General features: G+C 65.5%; 14 protein-coding genes and 2 pseudogenes. 6 read left to right on the plus strand and 10 right to left on the minus strand.

The genetic code is table 11. The annotated features are described in order from the left end of the window. Positions 1-316: 316 nt before the first annotated feature. On the plus strand, positions 317-475 hold the full coding sequence (locus AB0M97_RS05775) for a hypothetical protein (RefSeq protein WP_365959464.1): 159 nt from the start codon (positions 317-319) through the stop codon (positions 473-475). 443 nt (positions 476-918) lie between these two features. Here AB0M97_RS05775 and AB0M97_RS05780 read toward each other — a convergent pair whose 3' ends face one another. The 5 genes from AB0M97_RS05780 to AB0M97_RS05800 form a co-directional block, all read right to left on the minus strand. Then, entirely contained in the window at positions 919-3,189 is a 2,271-nt protein-coding gene (locus AB0M97_RS05780; RefSeq protein ID WP_365959465.1) for a hypothetical protein, read from the minus strand. A gap of 154 nt (positions 3,190-3,343) precedes the next feature. Next, complete coding sequence (locus AB0M97_RS05785) at positions 3,344-6,283, minus strand: type I restriction endonuclease subunit R (protein ID WP_365959466.1); 2,940 nt, start codon at positions 6,281-6,283, stop codon at positions 3,344-3,346. Beyond that, complete coding sequence (locus AB0M97_RS05790; RefSeq protein ID WP_365959467.1) at positions 6,280-7,419, minus strand: restriction endonuclease subunit S; 1,140 nt, start codon at positions 7,417-7,419, stop codon at positions 6,280-6,282. The genes AB0M97_RS05785 and AB0M97_RS05790 overlap by 4 nt, the downstream gene beginning before the upstream one ends. After that, positions 7,416-8,921: a class I SAM-dependent DNA methyltransferase gene (locus AB0M97_RS05795; protein ID WP_365959468.1), complete on the minus strand. Its 1,506-nt coding sequence runs from the start codon at positions 8,919-8,921 to the stop codon at positions 7,416-7,418. The genes AB0M97_RS05790 and AB0M97_RS05795 overlap by 4 nt, the downstream gene beginning before the upstream one ends. Then, positions 8,918-10,411 (minus strand): class I SAM-dependent DNA methyltransferase, encoded by a 1,494-nt coding sequence (locus AB0M97_RS05800; protein WP_365959469.1) that lies wholly within the window; start codon positions 10,409-10,411, stop codon positions 8,918-8,920. Before AB0M97_RS05800 ends, AB0M97_RS05795 begins: the two co-directional genes overlap by 4 nt. A gap of 753 nt (positions 10,412-11,164) precedes the next feature. On the opposite strand from AB0M97_RS05800, the pseudogene AB0M97_RS05805 reads away from it, so the two are divergent. After that, positions 11,165-11,977 (plus strand): annotated as a pseudogene (locus tag AB0M97_RS05805) (IS5 family transposase). Positions 11,978-12,002: 25 nt separating this feature from the next. Here AB0M97_RS05805 and AB0M97_RS05810 read toward each other — a convergent pair. The 4 genes from AB0M97_RS05810 to AB0M97_RS05825 form a co-directional block, all read right to left on the minus strand. After that, positions 12,003-12,449 (minus strand): DUF6228 family protein, encoded by a 447-nt coding sequence (locus AB0M97_RS05810; RefSeq protein WP_365959658.1) that lies wholly within the window; start codon positions 12,447-12,449, stop codon positions 12,003-12,005. A 352-nt stretch (positions 12,450-12,801) separates the two neighbouring features. Next, positions 12,802-12,978 carry a hypothetical protein gene (locus AB0M97_RS05815; RefSeq protein WP_365959470.1) on the minus strand — a complete coding sequence of 59 codons (177 nt, stop codon included), beginning with the start codon at positions 12,976-12,978 and terminating at the stop codon, positions 12,802-12,804. A gap of 41 nt (positions 12,979-13,019) precedes the next feature. Beyond that, a complete protein-coding gene (locus AB0M97_RS05820) occupies positions 13,020-13,358 on the minus strand; it encodes a hypothetical protein (RefSeq protein WP_365959471.1) in 339 nt (112 codons plus the stop codon). Between the two features lie 200 nt (positions 13,359-13,558). Continuing rightward, complete coding sequence (locus AB0M97_RS05825) at positions 13,559-14,599, minus strand: Ku protein (protein ID WP_365959472.1); 1,041 nt, start codon at positions 14,597-14,599, stop codon at positions 13,559-13,561. Between the two features lie 54 nt (positions 14,600-14,653). Here AB0M97_RS05825 and ligD point away from each other — a divergent pair, with 54 nt between their 5' ends. Continuing rightward, positions 14,654-15,535, plus strand: coding sequence for a non-homologous end-joining DNA ligase (gene ligD, locus AB0M97_RS05830; RefSeq protein WP_365959473.1), 882 nt, complete (start codon positions 14,654-14,656; stop codon positions 15,533-15,535). A 60-nt stretch (positions 15,536-15,595) separates the two neighbouring features. Here the strand turns inward: ligD and AB0M97_RS05835 are convergent, their stop codons facing one another. Next, the gene (locus AB0M97_RS05835; protein WP_365959474.1) at positions 15,596-16,417 is read right to left on the minus strand and encodes a nuclease-related domain-containing protein; all 822 of its coding nucleotides are present in this window, start codon (positions 16,415-16,417) and stop codon (positions 15,596-15,598) included. A gap of 78 nt (positions 16,418-16,495) precedes the next feature. Here AB0M97_RS05835 and AB0M97_RS05840 point away from each other — a divergent pair. The 3 genes and pseudogenes from AB0M97_RS05840 to AB0M97_RS05850 all read left to right on the plus strand — a co-directional run. Next, a pseudogene (locus tag AB0M97_RS05840) lies at positions 16,496-16,951 on the plus strand (protein phosphatase); the annotation flags it as partial. A gap of 167 nt (positions 16,952-17,118) precedes the next feature. After that, on the plus strand, positions 17,119-17,571 hold the full coding sequence (locus tag AB0M97_RS05845) for an SH3 domain-containing protein (RefSeq protein WP_365959475.1): 453 nt from the start codon (positions 17,119-17,121) through the stop codon (positions 17,569-17,571). Between the two features lie 43 nt (positions 17,572-17,614). Next, positions 17,615-19,003: an FtsW/RodA/SpoVE family cell cycle protein gene (locus tag AB0M97_RS05850; RefSeq protein WP_365959476.1), complete on the plus strand. Its 1,389-nt coding sequence runs from the start codon at positions 17,615-17,617 to the stop codon at positions 19,001-19,003. The last annotated feature ends 18 nt before the right edge of the window (positions 19,004-19,021 follow it).

Below are 19,021 nucleotides of genomic sequence, written 5' to 3' on the forward strand. Positions count from 1 at the left end.
TCGAAGACTCTCCCCGATTTCATGGCCTTCGTGGATACCTCCGGAGGACTAGAAGAGGAGCAGTTGACCGCCACTTTGCTGCAGCAGCTGATGCAGCGCTTCGGTCAAGCTCAGACACAGGTCTTCGGTGAGGTGGCGGAACGTCGTGTGGGTGCCTCCGCGGGCTCTGGCCTCACTCTGGAATTGGTCGAGTCAGCACGTCGTCGCGATCCAGCAAGGCCTTGAACCTCAGCGGCTCCCAGCGCGACGAGCTACGCCAGCTTCTCATTCATAGTCGACCGGGCCAGTACAACGCCGCACTGTGGAACATCGGAGCATGAGCGCGTTCGCCAGGGACCCATGCCTGGACAACATCCGGGACGCAGCCAGCCACGGCACAGAAGTCGACGTAGCCGTACATCTGCACAACGGCACAGTCAGGCTCTCAATCCTCTGGACACAAGAGATCCTGCTGAACGCCGACGACGCCGACTAGGTAGCCCAGGCACTTCAGCGCGCAGCAGAACAAGCGCACAGGATCACAGCAACCAGAGGGCCGGACAGGTCAACCAGCACCTGAATCCCATTGAGTTACAACCTTCTCTACGGGTTCAAGGCGGCTCGCTCCGCTCCCCGCGCGGCCCGACCCCCGGCCGGGCCTGCACTCCTGTCTTCGCCCCGCTCCAGCCCGGCCGGCGCCCGTGCCGCGCGCACAGCAATCACGATGCCAGAGAAAGAGGTGCATCGTGGCTGGGGCCGGTCGGCTCCACGGCTTTAGCCACTCCCCGGTCCGGTCCCGCGTCGAGCAAGACCAGGGGGCGACTGGTGCACACTGCGGTCAGGCCCAAAGCCTGCCCGAGTTGCCAACCAGCGTACGGCCCTCTGATCATGCTCGACTCCAGACCGGGCAGGCCACCGACCAACCCCGCTCCGCCAACCTCAAGTCTGCTGCCTCTTGAACTCCGCTTCCTCAGCAACGGCGTCCAAGCTGTTGTAGGAGCCGTTGTCCCCAAGCGCCGTGTACTGCCGACTAAAATCACTCTTGAGCTGATCCACGATTCGGGCGATCTCAACAGCCCGACGGGCTTCATCTAGCTCTTCCGCCTCTGCAACCGAATCCATTATTTCATTGAAGGTTTCGGATTGCATTCTGCGAGCCAACCTGACACCCAACAAACTCGGGAAAACAGTCTTAAAGGTCTCTCGGGCTGCTGCGCCGCTTGGAGAAAGGGTGAGAAAGTTCAACAGGAAATCGGGTCGCATTACATATCTGGCTCGATTCTCTGCGACGATCTCTCGCGTGTGCTTAAGAATCGCAGATTCGGAAGTCAACCACCATGTGGCGTATCCAAACTCCGAGAAGTTAGAGATCTCTCGACGATTCTTCCTGTGCCCGTACACTGCTAGAGCAAGGAGGGCATCATTTCTCGCGAGTCTCAAATCTCCACGCTTCACGTGCGCTAGCTTATCGGCCAACGCATCGACCTGCCCTAGATCAACAACCGATTCTAGGTCATCGGACGATTCAAATTCCAGCGAAAACTTCAACTGGAGATATCGGCGCATATCATCGAAAGCCGACGCCCTATGCAAATTTTCATACCTGCAGAACTGGTTTACGAAGGCGGGCCAACTCTTAGGCTTTCGCGCACCCAGGCCCGGATTGATTCTTGCATAGAGATAAGTTCGCAAGACTATATGTGGAGCATTTCGGGCGATATCAAAGTTCATGTACTCATCGACCTCAGCGAGATGATTGCGATACTCGAAATCGCAAGCCCGAAGATGGTGAACCACCTCTTCCAGTACAGGTTCTGCGAGGATGAGCTTCGCACCCAACTGAGCCGCCATCAGCAGAGTGTTCCGACTCATGCGGTCTGCCTCATTCAGGTAATGCTCACTTAGCGCTCGCACTATCTGATCAGACCCCACATAGAGACGGAACTCGCCGGTCATCTCCTGAAAGAAGTCGATGAGGCGCGGCTCGGTATTAAGGGTGAAGAGCAACGCGTAGGTTCGAGATAGTCTTTGCAGATAAAGCCTTTCCGGCTCCCTGGAGTCGTACAGCACTCCTCGCAAGACAAGGAAAGCCCCATCCCCCACCAACGATCCGGCCTTTCCAGTCAGGCCGTATTCTCGTAGGGCAGCAGCAAGACAGTCAGTGATCGTGGAGTATTCACCCGCATCAGCTTCTCGAAGGAAGGAGGAGAACTCGAGGCCATTCCGTTCGAATGCCAACTGGAGGGTGCGCAAAACCACCTCTCCCACCTGACGCCGCCGAACATCACCCATTCCGGAGAGCTGCGCCTCCCGAAGGCGGTCCTCGAAGCTGGCGAGGACTTCAAGACGGAGAGTCTCGTCGGCCGTGTTTTCCTCTTCGATGCGGAGGCGAGTCTCATAAGGCAAGCAGAAGGCATCTTCTTTGCGATGCCAGTTGACTGCCCTGCCGCCTGTGTAGCTCTTGTTAGACATTGCCTCAAGTCGTTGCCGAAGGCGTGGAGCTACCAACGCTTGAACGCTGGGCAATTGGCTATTGATCTTGTCAAGGACTGTCGAAGCGTCGTAGAGAATTCCTGCATCCGGGTCGGTGCCTTCCAAGGCCCACAAGGATAGCGCATCAACGACAGAGTTAACCAGCTTCTCGTTACCTGACCGACGCTCCAGTTCTTGCGACAAGAAAACGAAAACGGCGGGATCTTTGACGTGTTTCGAGGCACTGATCAACCGGGAAGACCCCACACTCCGCAGGAAATCCGTATAGTGCCGCAGATGTTCCTCAAATGCAACCCGTCCCGCCTGATCATCATTAACGTGAGCGACGATATAGTCACCATCGCGAATAATGATGGTCACGTCAAGCTCATCAGACAGCCCTCTTTCCACCCGGTCTGAATATTTAACAGTGCGAGAGGTCAAATAGAAGAGAGTCCGCGGCTTCCTTCCGAATTCTCGAAGGCGCTCAACGGTTCGACGAATTTTCCCCTCGGTGTCGACCGCCACACTGGCTTGGTAGTACGTCTCCGAGCGCCCTGAATCCGCGTAAATATTCCCATCGCGTGCGTCGGCGCCGCCATCCTTGACTCCGCCCATGGGAACGAAACTTGCTCCCATCAGAGCAGAGTAGAACGCCACTGCGAAGCGCTCGAAAGGAAACCCTTCAGCTTTGTCCAAGGCGATTCGAACGACATCACCATGGATGCGCTCAGCCATGACCAAATCCTTTCCTTTATGGGCGCACGCTACAGCAGATGACGCCGAAAGCGAGCAGGTTTGGTGGGGAAGTGAGCCAGAAACGCGGGGGTGAGTGTCTAACTGCGTGACAACGCGGCGAGAGCCCTTCTTTCCTAGCCAGGACCGGGATCAGCTAGTAGTACTCCCGAATGTACGCCAGTGCCTTCCCGAATACATCTTGGTCACGGATCTTAAACTTGATATAGAGCGCCTTCCGTAGCGCCTGCTGGACGAGGCGATCGCCTTCGTTGGTGCCCTGCCATCCGTCAAAGCGCACGGTACGGACGACGGAGTCGACCTCGTCGACGACCTTCTCGGCGATGATCGGCGTCTCCTGGTTCTTGAGCGACTCGAAGAGATCGGTCAGAGCGGCCTTGCCACGCTCCTCGCGTGGCACCTTGGCGGCAGCCTTCTCCGCTGCGACTGTGTCTCGTGCCAGCGTGAAGAGCTCCTTGAGGAACTGCAGCGATGCCTGCTGAGAGTGGGCGTACTTCTCCCGCATAGCATTCAACCGCTGGCCGAGCTCGATGAAGGCCGGGTTGCCGACGTGCTTAGCGATGCGGGCGGTGATCCACTTCTCCACCTCGACGGGGTCGATGTCTTTGCGCTTGCCGGTCATCAGGTCCTCGATGACCTGAGCGTCGAGGACGATGGTCTCCAGGTCGGTGCGGGGGACCTCGACGGTGACGTGCTGGTTTATAAGCTCGAGGGTCTTGGCGCCCAGTGTGTGCCAGACCAGCCGGCCGGTGACATCGGTGGGCTGAACGGACTGGTAGACATCGGTCAGCCAGCGGTAGTCCGACTCATGCTTGGACAGGATCAGGTCCGGGGAGAGGGTTTCCCACAGCTGAGCGACGACGCTGTAGGCCGCCCCGAAGGCGTCGCGGGACTCGTCGGAGTCGATCGCGGTCTGCGCCTGGATCAGCCCCTCGTAGCCGCCGACGGTGCGGTCGACGCCCGGGAAGAACGCCAGAGCAGCATCGATCGCGGGGCCGAGCTGCTTGCGCAGGACAGCGATGTTGGAGATGACCTGCTGGACGGACTTGTCGTCGAACTCGAAGGCCTTAGCGACGTCGTCGAAGATGCCGAGGTAGTCCACGATCAGGCCGTGGGTCTTCGCGGGCGGGTAGACCCGGTTGGTGCGGCAGATGGCCTGGAGCAGGGTGTGCTCGCGCAGGGGCTTGTCGATGTACTGGGCGTAGAGGATCGGGGCGTCGAAGCCGGTAAGCAGCTTCGCAGTCACAATGATGATCTTCAACGGGTCGGCCGGGTCGTTGAAGCGGGCGGTGATCCGCTCCAGCTCCTCCCGGCCGGGCGTCCACTGCTTCCACGCCGGCTTGTCACCGCGGCTTGCGGACATCACGATCGTGGACACGTCCGGGCCGAGCAGGCGGTCGAGCTCCTTCTTGTACGCCACGCAGGTGGTCTTGTCGTAGACCACGACCTGCGCCTTGAAGCCCTGCGGGTCGACCTTGGTGGTGAAGTGTTCGGCGATGTCGGCGGCGATCTTGTGGACTCGGCTGGGGGCCTTGATCAGCGCCTCCAGGGAGGCGGCTTTCTTCGACAGGGTGGTGCGGTCTTCCTCGGTGAGCCCGTGGCGGTTGGCCAGCTCGGCGAAGGCCGTGTTGATCGACTCCCCGTCCAAATGGATCTCCGAGAGGCGTGGCTCGAAGTGCAGCGGCAGGGTGGCGCCGTCGTGGATGGAGTCGGAGAAGGAGTAGCGCGAGAGATACCCGTGCTCGTCGGCCTCGGAGCCGAACCACATGAACGTGTTGCGGTCACGCTTGTTGATTGGCGTCCCGGTCAGCCCGAACAGGAACGCGTTGGGCAGCGCCTCGCGCATCTTGCGGCCGTATTCGCCCTCCTGGGAGCGGTGGGCCTCGTCGACCATCACGATGATGTTGCCGCGCGCGTCCAGCACACCAGGTGCTTCGCCGAACTTGTGGATCGTGGTGATGATGATCTTCCGCGCCTCCGCGGCCAGGAGCTCCTGTAGCTCCCTGCGGGACTCGGTGGAGACCAGGTTCGGTACGTCAGAGGCGTTGAACGTCGCGGTGATCTGAGTGTCCAGGTCGATCCGGTCGACCACAATGATCACCGTCGGCGAGGTCAGCCCCGCTGTCGCTCGCAGCTTCTGCGCGGTGAACACCATCAGCAGCGACTTCCCCGACCCCTGGAAGTGCCAGATCAGTCCCTGCTTGATCCGCCCGTGCAGCACCCGCTCCACGACCAAGTTGGTCGCCTGGAACTGCTGGAACCGCGCGATCACCTTGATCTTGCGGTGCTTCTTGTCGGTCGCGAACAGCGTGAAGAACCGCAGGAAGTCCAAGATCGTATCCGGATTCAGAACGCCCTCGACCGCCTCCTTGACCACCGTAAGGCCTATCTTCGCCGGGGTGTGGTCGTCACCGGACTCGTCCGCGCGCCAGGGTCCCCACAGCTCGACCGGCATCCCAACCGACCCGTAGCGGAAGTCCTTGCCTTCGGTGGCGAAGTTGAGCACGTTCGGCACGAAGAACGCCGGCACGTTGACCTCGTAGTCCTCCTTGACCTGCGCCGCCGCATCGATCCAGGAGTACGCCGGCCGCACCGGCGACTTCGCCTCCCCCACGACCAAGGGGAAGCCGTTGCACCAGACCACCAAATCGAAGCGCCGCTCCAACCGCCCGACCCCGTAGGTCACCTCAGTGGAGACGATCCAGTTGTTCGCACCGTGCTCGCCGGGATGGTCGAAGTCGATCAGCTTGACGGTCACATGCTCACCGTCGGGCCCGAACGGCATCGACTTCTGCCCTGTGAGCCAGGCCGCGAACTTCTCGTTCGCCACCACCGGATTTGGCGTGTTGCGCGCGGAGATCAGGATTGCGCGCAGCTGATAGATCACCTCATCGGCCAGACGCGGATCCGCCTCGATGGTCGGGTTGAGGCGGATTAACGCCTCCCGCACCTGCTGCTCCAGCATGACCTCGTCGGTGCGCCGCGGCAGATGAGTCCCCGGCACGAACCGCACATCGACCGACTCCACCAGATCCCGGACGAAGTCGCGCACCGTGTTCGCCTCATTGAACTTCACTCGGCACCTCCGAAGATCTCAGCGGTGAGCCCACTTCGAAGGGTGGCCAGTCGAGAGGCCTCATCAGTGGCACCCACGGTTGCCGTGCGTCTTGCCCGGACCACCGCGTGCAGGGTCGTGCGATCCGCAGGCCAAGGGACCTCAACCTTCATGAGGTCGCTCTTGTTGAGCTTACGCACGATTGTCGTGGTCTCCCGAGCTTGCAGCGCTGCACGGCCAAGAGGATGAGCCAGGACGGCTTGCAGAAGTTCTGCATCGTCGGCCGGTAGACCGATGACGGAGGTGATCTGCTGGTTCGAGATACCCGGCTCGACAACGACCGCGGACTTGCCGAGATCGCCACCGATACACGCGACAGCAACTGCGTTCCTTGGCAGCATCCGGCCCGCTTTCGCGCCAGCGAGACTCACTCGCTGCCTAGCAGACGCGATGAACTCACCATCGATCTCGGATGGAGTGTAGAAAGGAACGTCCTCACTATTCCAGTAGTCAGCGTTCGCCTTCGAAGGTGTTGAACCCGTAACACACTCGCCGATGTCTCCGAGGGGAACCTTGCGTTCAGCTTCCCACGCATGACGAAGCACCACGGCCGCCGCATCCCAAGCACGGTCAGCTCGCTCCCTGATGCTCAACCCGTACCTCTCCAGCGCCCAGAAGAGATCGGCGAGGCGCTGCTGTTCGTCGAGGGGTGGAAGGTCGAACTCGTAATTGGACAGGTCCCGCCAGTTCGTCCGGGGCGATAGCGAGCCGGCAGATGTTCCGAGAGCGTGGTCGTAGAAGCCATCGCTCTGTACCAAGAAGGGCAGGAATTCGGGCAACAACTGCGTCGGGTCGGCTTCAAAAACGAGGATGTCGCCGGACGTGATGGCGTCGAATTCGGCGTAGGCGGCCTTGCGCTGATAGGCGCGGCGCTTGCCGAAGAGGGTCTGCCCTGGCTTCACTCGGCGGGTGAAAGTAGTGCCGTCCTCGATGCTGCCCCAGCGGTTGATCTTGAGCTCACCGGGGTTGAGGTGCTCCATCGCGATGACCCGGTCGATGCCTTCGACTGCCGGGTCCTTGACGGTGTTGTTCAGGTTGCGGACGACATCGCCGAAGGCGACCCGTTTCCAGGCGCTCTTGTCAAGGTTGAGACTCACTGGGCGATTTCCTGTCGGAGCAGGGCGAGCACGTCGCCGATGGCAGCGTTGGCGGTGGTGGCCGCTTCCCGCCAACTAACCAAAGCAACATCGACCGACTCGACAGTCGATCCGTTCGAGGTGGTCGAGCCCGACACGTACAAGGGAATCGCGAGGTTGTAGGCCTTGGCTTCGATCTGGTCGAGGGTGGCGACAGCGGCGAAGCCGTCAACGTCGGTGAAGTCGCGGTAGGCGCCGAGGATCTTGGTTTGGTGCTGGTCACCAAGGAAGGAATGGGCCTGCTCTCGGGCGACCTCGTTTACGGCGTTGATGAAGAGCACCTTGTGCTGGCGTTCGGCGGACTTGGTAGCGCGCAGGATGATGACGACGGCTTCCATCGGGGAGTTGTAGAAGAGCCCAGGGCCGAGGCCGATGACGGCTTCAAGCAGGTTGGACTTGACCAAGGCCTCACGCAGAGCTACTTCTTCGCGCCGGAATAGCACCCCGTGGGGGAAGAGAACCGCGGCGCGGCCAGTCTTGGGGTCGAGGCTCTTGGCGATGTGCTGGAAGAAGGCGTAGTCGGCGCGGCCCTGTGGCGGGACGCCCCACATATTGCGGCCGTAGGGGTCCTTGGCGAAGGCGGCGCGGTTCCAAGTCTTGATGGAGTAGGGCGGGTTGGCCAGGACAACGTCGAAGGTCCGCAGCCGGCCGTGGGCGTCGAGGAAGGCTGGCTTGGCGAGAGTGTTGCCGTGGGCTACGTGGCCGTCGGCGATGCCGTGAAGAAAGAGGTTCATCTTCGCGATCGCCGAGGTTCCGTAGTTGAGCTCCTGGCCGTACAGGCGCAGGTTGCGCCACTCCTTGCCCTGGCGCTTGAGCTCGGCGACGGTGGAGATGAGCATGCCGCCGGTGCCGCAGGTGGGGTCGTAGACCGACTCCCCCGGCTGAGGTTTCAGCATCATGGTCATCAGGTGCACGAGGGTGCGGTTGGTGTAGAACTCTTGGGCGGTGTGGCCGGAGTCGTCGGCGAACTTTTTGATCAGGTACTCATAGCCCTGCCCGAGCTCATCCTCGGGCAGGTTTGCCACCGACAGCGTCTTGGTCGAGAAGTGCTCGATTAGGTCCGAGAGGGTCGAGTCGGGGAGCAGGTCCTTGTTGGTCCACTCGCCGTCGCCGAAGACGCCGGTGAGGGTGTCGGGGTTGGCGGACTCGATGGCCCGCATCGCGGCCTTGAGTGCGGTACCGATGTTGCTGGTGATCTTGCGCAGGTCTGCCCAGTGGGCGCCGTCGGGGATGGCGAAGCGGTGGTTCTCCGGGAGGTCGGCCAGCTCCTCGTCGTCGTACACCTCCAGGGCTGCGGCGTGCTCCTCGTCGTAGACGTCGGAGAGGCGCTTGAGGAAGACCAGCGGAAAGATGTACTGCTTGTAGTCACCAGCGTCGATCAGCCCTCTCAGCAGCACCGCGGCACCCCACAGGTAGGACTCCAGTTCCCGCTGGGTGATCCGCTTCGGGCTCGTCGTGGTCATGCGCCCAGCCCCCACTTCGCCAGCTCGGCCTCCAGCGCTGCGCGGGCCTCACGGGCCTTCACGTGCGCGGTCTCCAGGTCGGCCAAGGCTTGCTCCAGGGTGATCTGCTCGCCAGCCTCGGCCGGCTCGACGTACAGCGGGATGTTCAGGCTCCAACCGTTGGCCTTGATGTCGTCCAGGGGCACGACCGCGGCCAGGCCGGGCTGGTCGGCGTACTGCTGATACGCCTTCAGGAGGGTCTCGGCGTGGTCGGACTCGAGGGTGTTCTGATTGCGGCCGCGCTTGTAGAGCATCTCTCCGTTGACGAAGAGCACCTTGTTCTGCTGCTTGGCGGGGCGCTGGCGACGCAGAATCAGCACGCAGGCGGCCAGGCCGGTGCCGTAGAACAGGTTAGGCGCCAGGCCGATGACGGCCTCCACGAAGCCGGCTTTGAGCACGTGCTCGCGGACGCGGCCCTCGGCGCCCTGACGAAACAGGGCGCCCTGCGGGAGGACGACCGCGACCCTTCCTCCGGTGGGTGCAGCAGAGGTGAGCATGTGCTGGACCCAGGCCCAGTCGGCGTACCCCTTCGGCGGAACTCCGCCCAGCTCATTACGACCCCACGGATCGGAGGCCCACTTCTCGTAGCCCCAGTTCTTCAAAGAGAACGGCGGGTTGGCGACCACGCAGTCGAACCTGGCCAGCCGACCGTGGTCGAAATAGGCAGGGTCACGCAGCGTGTCGCCGCGTTCGACGTGGAAGTCCTCCATGCCGTGCAGCAGCAGGTTCATCCGGGCGATCGCGGAAGTGGTAAGCACCTTCTCCTGGCCGTACAGCTTACCGAGCACGGTCTTCGGATCACCGCCACGGTCCTTGATGTGCTGGATGACCTCGATCAGCATCCCGCCGGTGCCGCAGGCCGGGTCGTAGACCGTCTCGCCCTCCTGGGGGTCGAGGATGTTGACCAGCAGCGCGACCACCTCGCGCGGGGTGTAGTACTCGCCAGCCTTCTTGTTGGACTGATCGGCGAACCGCTTGATGAGGTACTCGTATGCCTGACCTAGTACATCGGGGGCTGCCTGGGAGATCGAAAGGGTCTTGGTCGAAAAGTGCTCGATCAGGTCGATCAGCTTGCGGTCCGGGAGCTTGTCCTTGTTGGTCCAGGTCGCGCCGCCGAAGATGCCGTACAGCGTGCCCTGGTTAGCCTGTTCGATCCCGCGGAAGGCGGTCTTAAGCGCCTCACCGACGTTCTCGGTGCGTTCGCGCACGTCCGCCCAGTGGCATCCCTCGGGAATGGTGAACCGGTGGTTCTCCTCGAACGCCGCATACGTGTGGTCACCGCCGGACTCGTCCAGCGCGCGGGCGTACTCCTCGTCGTACACATCGCTGATCCGCTTGAAGAACATCAACGGGAAGATGTACGCCTTGAAGTCCGCCTGATCGATGCTGCCGCGCAGCAGATCAGCCGCCTTCGCCAGATACGACTCCAGCTCCCCCAACGTCAACGGCATCGGAAGCTCCTGCTCCCCAACACCGACCGCACTCGACCGCACTCGATCACTGCTCGTTTCCACACTCGGCCTGCTCGGCTCGCGGGACGGCGAGCCCTGTTGGAGCCTAGCGGGATCCGCCAGGGCTGTACCAAATACATGTCGAAATTTCGATCTCCCAGTCCAGGCCATGACATAGGTCGACTGATGCACGTTGGGACGAAAGCGCCTAAAACTGTGCAAGCCGCCACAAGAACGGCTGGTCCCGCCGGTTCCTCTTCCTCGAGCCGGATGGTTGACCGGGCGCAGGGAGAGGCTCGACAATCCCGCTGCGTGGAACTGGACGCGATCCGTATCAGCTCCTGGTTGAGTGAGGAAGGGCCCGCCGACGATGAGGTCGCCGATCACAACGGCTTTACCCCTTCGGAACGACGCGAGCGGGAGGAGCTCGTTCAGCGTGTCCGCGACGAGAAGTTCATGAAGTATGCCGAGGGCTCGGTAAGTAAAAGGAATCACCCGCGCCGATGGGCGCCGAGTAGCCGTGGACCATCCGTGGACGCGGCCAAGCTTTCTAACATGGCACAGGCCCTTGACCAGCAACGTTGTCGGAGTCCCAAGGGGTCTCCGGAGCCGTGTGCGCAGGTTCGAATCCTGCCGGGGGCACTTCGCCTCAACCAGCACGATGATGCGGTTGACCGCGGCTAACACAATGAGATGGATCGCTGCTGACGACCGTGCCTGCGGCAGGAGTTGAGCGTTCGGTCCCGTGCGGAGATATCGCCGCGGGTCGTGCCGGATGAGCTGTGGGGACCGTCTCAAGCCGCTGCTGCCTCAGCGCGAACGGCGCTTCCGGCACCCGGGCCGCAAGTCGTTACCTGACCGGGATGTGTTTCGCGGGATTCTGTACATGCTGCACACCGGGATCCAGTGGCTGTACCTGCCCAAGGAACTCGGATTCGGCTCGGGCATGACCTGCTGGCGACGTCTGCGGGACTGGAACGAAGCGGGCGTCTGACAGGCTCTGCACGAAGCCTTGCTCGCCGACCTCAACGCGGCCTCCCGACTGGACTGGTCCCGTTGCGTGGTCGACTCGTCCCACGTCAGGGCGCTAAAAGGGGGCAGCACACGGGCCCGTCGCCGGTCGACCAGGGCCGAGATGGCTCGGAGTACCACCTAATCACCGACGGGCACGGCACCCCGCTCGCGGTCGTGCTCACCGGCGGTAACCACAACGACGTCACTCAGCTGCTGTCTCTGCTCGACGCGATCTCACCGGTTCGCGGCCGGGTCGGCCGGCCCCGCCGGAGACCCGATTCGCTGTTCGCCGACCGCGGCTACGACCGCGACATCTACCGCGCCCAGGTTCGCGATCGAGGCATCGTGCCGGCGATTGCTCGACGTGCTGCCCGCCACGGCACCGGTCTGGGCACCTACCGGTGGGTGGTCGAGAGGACATTTGCCTGATTGCACGGCTTCCGACGTCTACGGATGCGCTGGGAACGGCAGGCCGACATCCTCGAAGCGTTCCTCGAACTCGCCTGCTGCCCGATCACCCATCGACAACTTGACGCCTTGTGCCGACCATAGGCGACTGACGAGCTGCCTCCGCTCACTACAGCGGGTCCGACTCCAAAAAGGTACGCATTTCGATGGCAAGACTTCGCATGTCTTCCCCAGGAGCGTGGATGGTCGTCATCTCGAAACGCCACTCGTCATCGGAGAGCCGGTCATGCAGCCCCCACGTCAACCGGACGTGTGATCCTGCGTGCTCGGCCGCCAGCGTCAAGTCACCCTCAAGAGAGCGCCAGGTCCTGGTGCCGTTCCATCCTCGAAACTCCTCTGCCAGTTCGGCAAGGAAGACGTCGAGGCCGTCACCGTCCCAGGTCCTCACCATGACCTCGATCCGCGCCGACTCACCTTGAGCTGTCACGAGGAAGTCGCGCATCGGGTCATCACGCTCTTCCGGGAAGGAACGTGTCAGCTGGTGGAAGCGCAGTCTGATCGTTCGATACCGGTCACCTCCGACGCGGACAACCGGGTTGGGCTCGTCTTCCTCCATCACGTGTGCAGGCTACGGGCACAAGACTCCCTGTGACCAGGAGTTTTGCCCCTCCTACCCGACACCGGTCTCCGGAGGAAGCCGACCGCCGCTTCGACGCGGCCATTCTGTTGGGAGCTATCAACCTTGATCAGGCCCACTGCTTCTTCGGATGAGAGCACACCAAGTCGCGGGCGGTGGCGAGCCCGACCGTGGCACGCTCCCAGTCCGTGGGCCGGCGGCCGGACGGCAGCAGCACCTCGATGCGGCCGAGCCCGGCCTTGGGCCGGCCGTCTCGGGGGACTCGCGGCCTTTCCCCGGCCGGGCGGCGGTTTCGCGTGGTCGGGCTGTGGGCCTCAGGCGGCCGGGTGGCTCAGTGGGTCTGGCCGGGTGTCGGGTGGTGGGGTGGTTCGTAGTGGCCCAGGAGTTCTGCTGCCTTGTGTTGTGTGTGGGCCGCTGCCCTCTGGGCTTCCGCCACCGCGTCGCCGAGTTCGCGGAGCAGGTGTTCGTAGATCGGTGGGTGGTTGCCTTCGGCGGTGGTGCTTGTCACGTGCCGTTCTTCCTTTCGCTGTCGCACAGGCCCGGTGCCGGTCAGGCGCGGTGGAGGCGGGCCGCTGTTCCGTGGCCGATCAGGAGGTAGACGACCGCCGGGAGGCCGTAATTGAGGGTGACTCGCAAAGCCTCGGTGTCCATGGTGAAAATGTCCTGTGCCCATCCGGAGAGCCAGTCCGCCGTGCCGCGCACGAAATCGACGAACGCGTTCGCCTGATTCGCGTCCAGCAGGTGGAGCACGATCCACAGGGCCAGGAAGCCTGCCGCTATGTCCGCGATCGTGCAGATCATCAGGGCCGCTTCGCGCGCGGTGCGGTCTCGGCGCGGGGGGCGCCCGTCGTAGGTCCGGTAGCCGGGTGCGGGGTCGGTGCCGTTCACAGGGAATCCGATCTGGCGTATGGGGGACGGGGGTGTTCGGGTTCTTTCCCCTTCTTCTGCGTCCTCTTGTCGCCGATGCGTTACACCCCGGTCCGCACACCCCGGTCCGCGGCTGCCTACTTATCGATTCCTGTTGCGGTACTTGTGGATATGGTCTCGCCTGTCCTCTATTTGCGGATGCGATCCGCGCGATCCACCCCTCACGCCGAGCGCTTGCGCGGTGTTGCCTTCTTCGCCGTCGTCTTCGCCGTCGTCTTCGCAGCCGTCTTGGCAGTCGTTTTCTTCGTCGCCGTCTTCTTCGCTGCCGTCTTCTTCGTTGCCGTCTTCTTCTTCGTCCCGGCCTTGTCCGATCCGGGCGTCGACGTCGACGTCGACTTCTTCGTTCCCGTCTCCTTCGGCGTCGCGCGTGACGCTGCGCGCTTGCGTTGCGGGAGGTCGTGGACCTGCGCCTCCTCACCGCGTGACTGCTGGGCCGCCCGTACGCTGCTCTCCAGGGCCGCCATCAGGTCCAGGACCTTGCCGCCCGCCGCGGGTTCCGGGGATTCGGGGGGCGCCTCGCCCGCGACCTTCGCGGCGATGACCTCCTCGACCGCCTCGCGGTACTCGTCGTGCAGGTCCTCCAGGTCGACCTCGCCGAGGGTGTCCATCAGGGCGTCGGCCAGGTCGAGTTCCTTGTCGCGGACCGTGACGTCCGCGTCGGGGGCCACTCCCTCGGGGGCGCGGACCTCGTCCGGCCAGAGCAGGCCGTGCATCGCGATGGCGTCGCCGACCACGCGCAGCATGCCCAGGCGCTCCCTGCCGCGCAGGGCGAACTTGGCGATCGCCACCTTGTTGCTGCGTTTGAGTGCCTCGCGCAGCAGCGTGTACGGCTTGGCGGCCGGCGCTCCGCTCGCCGCGAGGTAGTACGCCGCGTCCATCTGGAGCGGGTCGATGCGGTCCGCCGGGACGAACGCCACGATCTCGATCGTCTTGGCCGTCGGGAGCGGCAGGCGGGACAGGTCCTCGTCGGTGATCGGGATGATCGTGCCGTCCGCGTCCTCGTAGCCCTTGCCGATCTCGGCGCTCGTGACCTCCCGGTCCTCCAGCTCGCAGAACTTGCGGTAGCGGATGCGGCCGCCGTCCTCCGTGTGGATCTGGCGGAACGAGATCGAGTGGCTCTCGGTGGCGTTGACCAGCTTGATGGGGATGCTGACCAGGCCGAACGAGATGGCTCCGTTCCAGATGGATCTCACGTGCAGCACCCTTTCGACGGGGTCGGTGCCGGGTTCCTCCCGATTTCGTGGGATTCTCATCGTATGACGCCGATCACAGAGGTGGAGGGGCGACGGGTCGCGCTCAGCAATCTGGAGAAGGTGCTGTATCCCGCGACCGGCTTCACCAAGGGCGAGGTCCTGCACTACTACGCGACCGTCGCCGAGGCCCTGCTGCCCCATCTGCGGGATCGGCCGGTCTCCTTCCTGCGGTATCCGGACGGGCCCGACGGGCAGGTCTTCTTCACCAAGAACGTGCCGCCCGGTACGCCCGACTGGGTCACCACCGCCGAGGTCCCCCGCTCCGAGGGGCCGGCCCGGATGGTGCTCGTGCAGGATCTGCCGAGCCTGATGTGGGCCGCCAATCTCGTCGCCGAGTTCCACACCCACCAGTGGGTCGCCCAGCAGCCCGGGCTCGCCGACCGGATCGTCTTCGACCTCGATCCCGGCTCGCCCGCCACCGTCGTCCACTGCTGCGAGGTGGCCCTCTGGCTGCGCGACCGGCTGGCCGCCGACGGCATCGAGGCCCACGTCAAGACCTCCGGGTCCAAAGGGCTGCATCTGCTGGCCGCCGTGCGGGGCGCCTCCTCCGACCGGGTGTCGGAGTACGCCAAGGAACTCGCCGTCGAGGCCGAGAAGGCCATGCCCCGGCTCGTCCTGCACCGCATGACGCGCAGCCTGCGGCCCGGCAAGGTGTTCGTCGACTGGAGCCAGAACGCCGCCCGGAAGACCACCGCGACGCCCTACACGCTGCGCGCCCGCGCCGAGCCCCTGGTCTCCGCGCCCGTGACCTGGGAGGAGGTCGAGGCCTGCGGCGATCCCGCGCAGCTCGCCTTCCTCGCGCGCGACGTCCCGCCCCGCCTTCAGGACTACGGGGATCTCATGGCGCCGCTGTTCGACGCGGACCGCGCCGGGTCAGTGACCTGAACCCCGGGCCGGCCCGGCCCCGCCTTCCCCCCAGCCGGCCCAGCACAGCCCCCGTACGGCTCACACCCGCGCCCACGTCCTCCTGTCCCGCGCCATCGCGTGCAGGCCGTCCACGTCACCCGGCTTCAGCACCCCGCCCAGCCGGGAGAGGCCCGGCACCTCGACGTCCGTCAGGACCCGGACCCCGCGCGGCGCGGCGGTCGCCCTCAAGGCCGCCGGGCCGGCCAGGACCAGGACCGGGTGGACCTCGGCCGTCAGCGCGTACGACGCCCGGGCGGCGGCGGCGCGGACCCTTCGGAGGACGGGGCCCGCGTCGCGTCGGCCGAGGGTGACCAGGGGGTCGGTCACCGTCACCCGCTGCCTACGGGCGTACAGCGCGTGGACGGCGAACAGGCCGCCCGGGCCGATCAGCAGGTGGTGGACGCGGTCGCCGCCGGGCAGCGGGACCGAGTGCAGCGCGTGCCAGCCGGCGCCGTCCATGCGGTCCAGGGCGGTGCCGACCGTCTGTTCCGCCTCCAGGGCCCGGCGGCGCGGGTCGGGGCGCAGCCGGCGCTGCGGGCCGGGGTCGCGTTCGAGGGCGACGAGGAGGGCCTCGCCGGGGCGGTTGGGGGCCAGGTCGTCGTCCGGGTGGAGGGAGAGGCGGGCCAGTTCGGCGGGGGTGGGCACGGGCGGCGGGCCCACCGCGACCGGGCCGGTGAGGAAGGGGCCGAGGGCGTGCAGTACGTCGTCCCTTCGGTCGTCGCCGAGGAGGTTGACCCGGGCCGCGTCGGGGTCGTACCAGGCGATGTTCCGGCCGTCGGCGGCGCAGACGTAGAGCCGTTCCCGGCCGTGGCGCCACGTCGGTACGACGCGCAGGCCGCGCTGTCCGGTGGGTCCGCTCATGCCCATCACCCCACGATCCATGGGAACAGGCGGGGTGCTCCAGGGGCAAGCGCCCGGCCACCTTTGGCAGGTGTTGACCTGATCCGCCGGGCAGGCCCCCGGAAGGGGACGGGGAGCGAGTTCACGGGGGACTCCGGGCAGCTGGACTTCGCGGTGGTGCGGGGCCGGTTCGATCTTGTGCAGTCGCTGGTGCGGTCGCCGGGGCACGGGCCCGGTCCGGGCGTGGAGCACCAGGTGTGGCCGATCCCCGGCGGGCCGCTCGACGGGACGCGGCTCGCGGGGGTCATCCGGCCGGCGGGGGCCGCGTGCGCGGCGCTGGACGAGGGCCGCACGGTGCTCGTCCCCTGCGACGACGGGTACAACAGGGCGGGCCGCGTCGTCGCGCACGCCCTGAATGCGCGGGGAATGTCCGCCGACGCCGCGATCCGGTTGATCCGGGCCCGTCGCTCGCCGTGGGCGCTGCACAACGAGCTGTTCGTGGCGTGCCTGCGGGCCGGGCTGTCCACGGCGCGGCTGCTGGAGGAACGTGCCGAGGAGGCCTCACCACGGAGTGCTGTGTTCCGTACGGCCCTGTCCTGCCCGCAGTTGGGCGAGCCCCCGGCCCTCCCGATGGCTCAGCGTGGCGGGCGTCGGGAGGGCGGTGACCATAGCGTGCGAAGAGTCAGGTTTGGCCCCTTTCGCCCGCCCATGGAGGTACCCCCATGTCCCTGCGTTCCCGCCTTGCCATAGCTGCCGCCGTCGGTGTGCTCGCCGCCTCGGCCGCCGCCGCCCCGGCCGCCGCGACCGACGAGTGGAGCGACGGCACGAGCACGAGCAGCAGCGCCGACGGCACCGGTGACGCCGGCACCCTGGGCGGCTGGGACAGCGGCCACCACGGCGGCCACCACGGTCACCACGGCGACCACGGCAGCCACAAGTCGCGCTACTACAAGGGCGTCGTCACGGCCCACACCCTCGCGCTGCGCAGCGCCCCCAACCGCGGTTCGCGGATCATCCGGTACGTCCACAAGGGCGACATCGTCAAGATCTTCTGCAAGACCGGCGGCCAGACGGTGGACGGCAACCCGCTGTGGTACCTCCTCCCGGACGGCACCTGGGCCTGGGGCTCGGCCCGCTACATCAACAACATCGGTCCCGCGCCACGCTGGTGCTGACGACCGAATCACACCAGACGTCCCCTTTGGGTAGGTTCCGTGCATGAGCAAGGCCGGAATGACCCTGGCGACGGCGGAGCCGCAGGCACCCGCCGTCCGCCTCCCCCGGCGCCGCGGCGTCGAACTGGCCCTCATCGTCCTGGCCGTCCTCCTCTCCGTGTACGGCTACTGCGCCGTCGGCCTCGCACGGCACGGCTCCGTCCCGCCCGGCGCCGCCGGTTACGGCGCCGGGCTCGGCGTGCTCGCGCTGCTGGCGCATCTCGCGGTGCGCCTCAGGGCCCCGTACGCCGATCCCCTGCTGCTGCCGATCGGCGTGCTGCTCAACGGACTCGGGCTGGTGCTGATCTACCGGCTCGACCTGGAGACGCCGGGCGACCGCGCCGCCCCCGCCCAGCTGGTGTGGTCGACCCTCGGCGTGGCCCTGTTCATCGCGGTCGTCCTGCTGCTGCGGGACCACCGGGTGCTCCAGCGGTACGCGTACGTGTCCGGCGCGACGGCGCTGGCCCTGCTCACGCTGCCGATCCTCTTCCCGGCGGTGAACGGCGCCCGGATCTGGATCCGGGTCGCGGGCTTCTCCATCCAGCCCGGCGAGTTCGCCAAGGTGCTGCTGGCGGTGTTCTTCGCCGCGTACCTGGCCGCCAACCGCAACGCGCTGGCGTACGCGGGCCGCCGCGTCTGGTTCCTGCAACTGCCGACCGGGCGGGTGCTCGGGCCGATCCTCACCATCTGGCTGCTGAGCGTCGGCGTGCTGGTCCTGGAGCGGGACCTCGGCACCTCGCTGCTGTTCTTCGGCCTGTTCGTCGTCCTGTTGTACGTCGCCACCGGCCGTACCGGCTGGATCGCCGTCGGCCTGCTGCTGGCCTCGCTGGGCGCGGTCGCCGTGGGCCGACTGGAGCCGCACGTGCACAGCAGGGTCCTGGACTGGCTGCACCCCTTCGCGTCGATCGAGGCGGGCCAGGGGCCGAACCAACTGGCGCAGTCCCTCTTCGCGTTCGCGGCCGGCGGGATGCTCGGCACCGGGCTCGGCCTCGGCCACTCGGTGCTGATCGGGTTCGCGGTCAAGTCGGACTTCATCCTGGCCACTGCGGGCGAGGAGCTGGGCCTGGCGGGACTGTGCGCGATCTTCCTGCTGTACGGGCTGCTGGTGGAGCGGGGCTACCGGGCGGGCCTGGCGCTGCGCGATCCGTTCGGCCGGCTGCTCGCCGTGGGGCTGTCCTCGCTGGTGGCGCTCCAGGTGTTCGTGATCGCGGGCGGGGTGACGGGGTTGATCCCGCTGACCGGCATGGCGATGCCGTTCCTGGCGCAGGGCGGCTCGTCGGTCGTCACCAACTGGGCGATCGTGGCGCTGCTGGCCCGCGTGAGCGACTCGGCGCGGGGGCAGCGGGGCGCGGGGGCCGGACGGTCAACGCCTGGCGGGAGGACGACGCCGTGACCGCGCGACGGGAGAGCC

Source organism: Streptomyces sp. NPDC051207, assembly GCF_040682395.1.
Lineage (GTDB): Bacteria > Actinomycetota > Actinomycetes > Streptomycetales > Streptomycetaceae > Streptomyces.

What these genes read in the sequence shown, in the direction of transcription:
- AB0M97_RS05810 (WP_365959658.1), bottom strand. Translation starts at nt 12,449, where the DNA reads ATGGAGGAAGACGAGCCCAACCCGGTTGTCCGCGTCGGAGGTGACCGG.
- AB0M97_RS05800 (WP_365959469.1), bottom strand. Translation starts at nt 10,411, where the DNA reads ATGCCGTTGACGTTGGGGGAGCTGGAGTCGTATCTGGCGAAGGCGGCT.
- ligD (WP_365959473.1), top strand. Translation starts at nt 14,654, where the DNA reads ATGACGCCGATCACAGAGGTGGAGGGGCGACGGGTCGCGCTCAGCAAT.
- AB0M97_RS05775 (WP_365959464.1), top strand. Translation starts at nt 317, where the DNA reads ATGAGCGCGTTCGCCAGGGACCCATGCCTGGACAACATCCGGGACGCA.
- AB0M97_RS05850 (WP_365959476.1), top strand. Translation starts at nt 17,615, where the DNA reads ATGAGCAAGGCCGGAATGACCCTGGCGACGGCGGAGCCGCAGGCACCC.
- AB0M97_RS05845 (WP_365959475.1), top strand. Translation starts at nt 17,119, where the DNA reads ATGTCCCTGCGTTCCCGCCTTGCCATAGCTGCCGCCGTCGGTGTGCTC.
- AB0M97_RS05795 (WP_365959468.1), bottom strand. Translation starts at nt 8,921, where the DNA reads ATGACCACGACGAGCCCGAAGCGGATCACCCAGCGGGAACTGGAGTCC.
- AB0M97_RS05780 (WP_365959465.1), bottom strand. Translation starts at nt 3,189, where the DNA reads ATGGCTGAGCGCATCCATGGTGATGTCGTTCGAATCGCCTTGGACAAA.
- AB0M97_RS05835 (WP_365959474.1), bottom strand. Translation starts at nt 16,417, where the DNA reads ATGAGCGGACCCACCGGACAGCGCGGCCTGCGCGTCGTACCGACGTGG.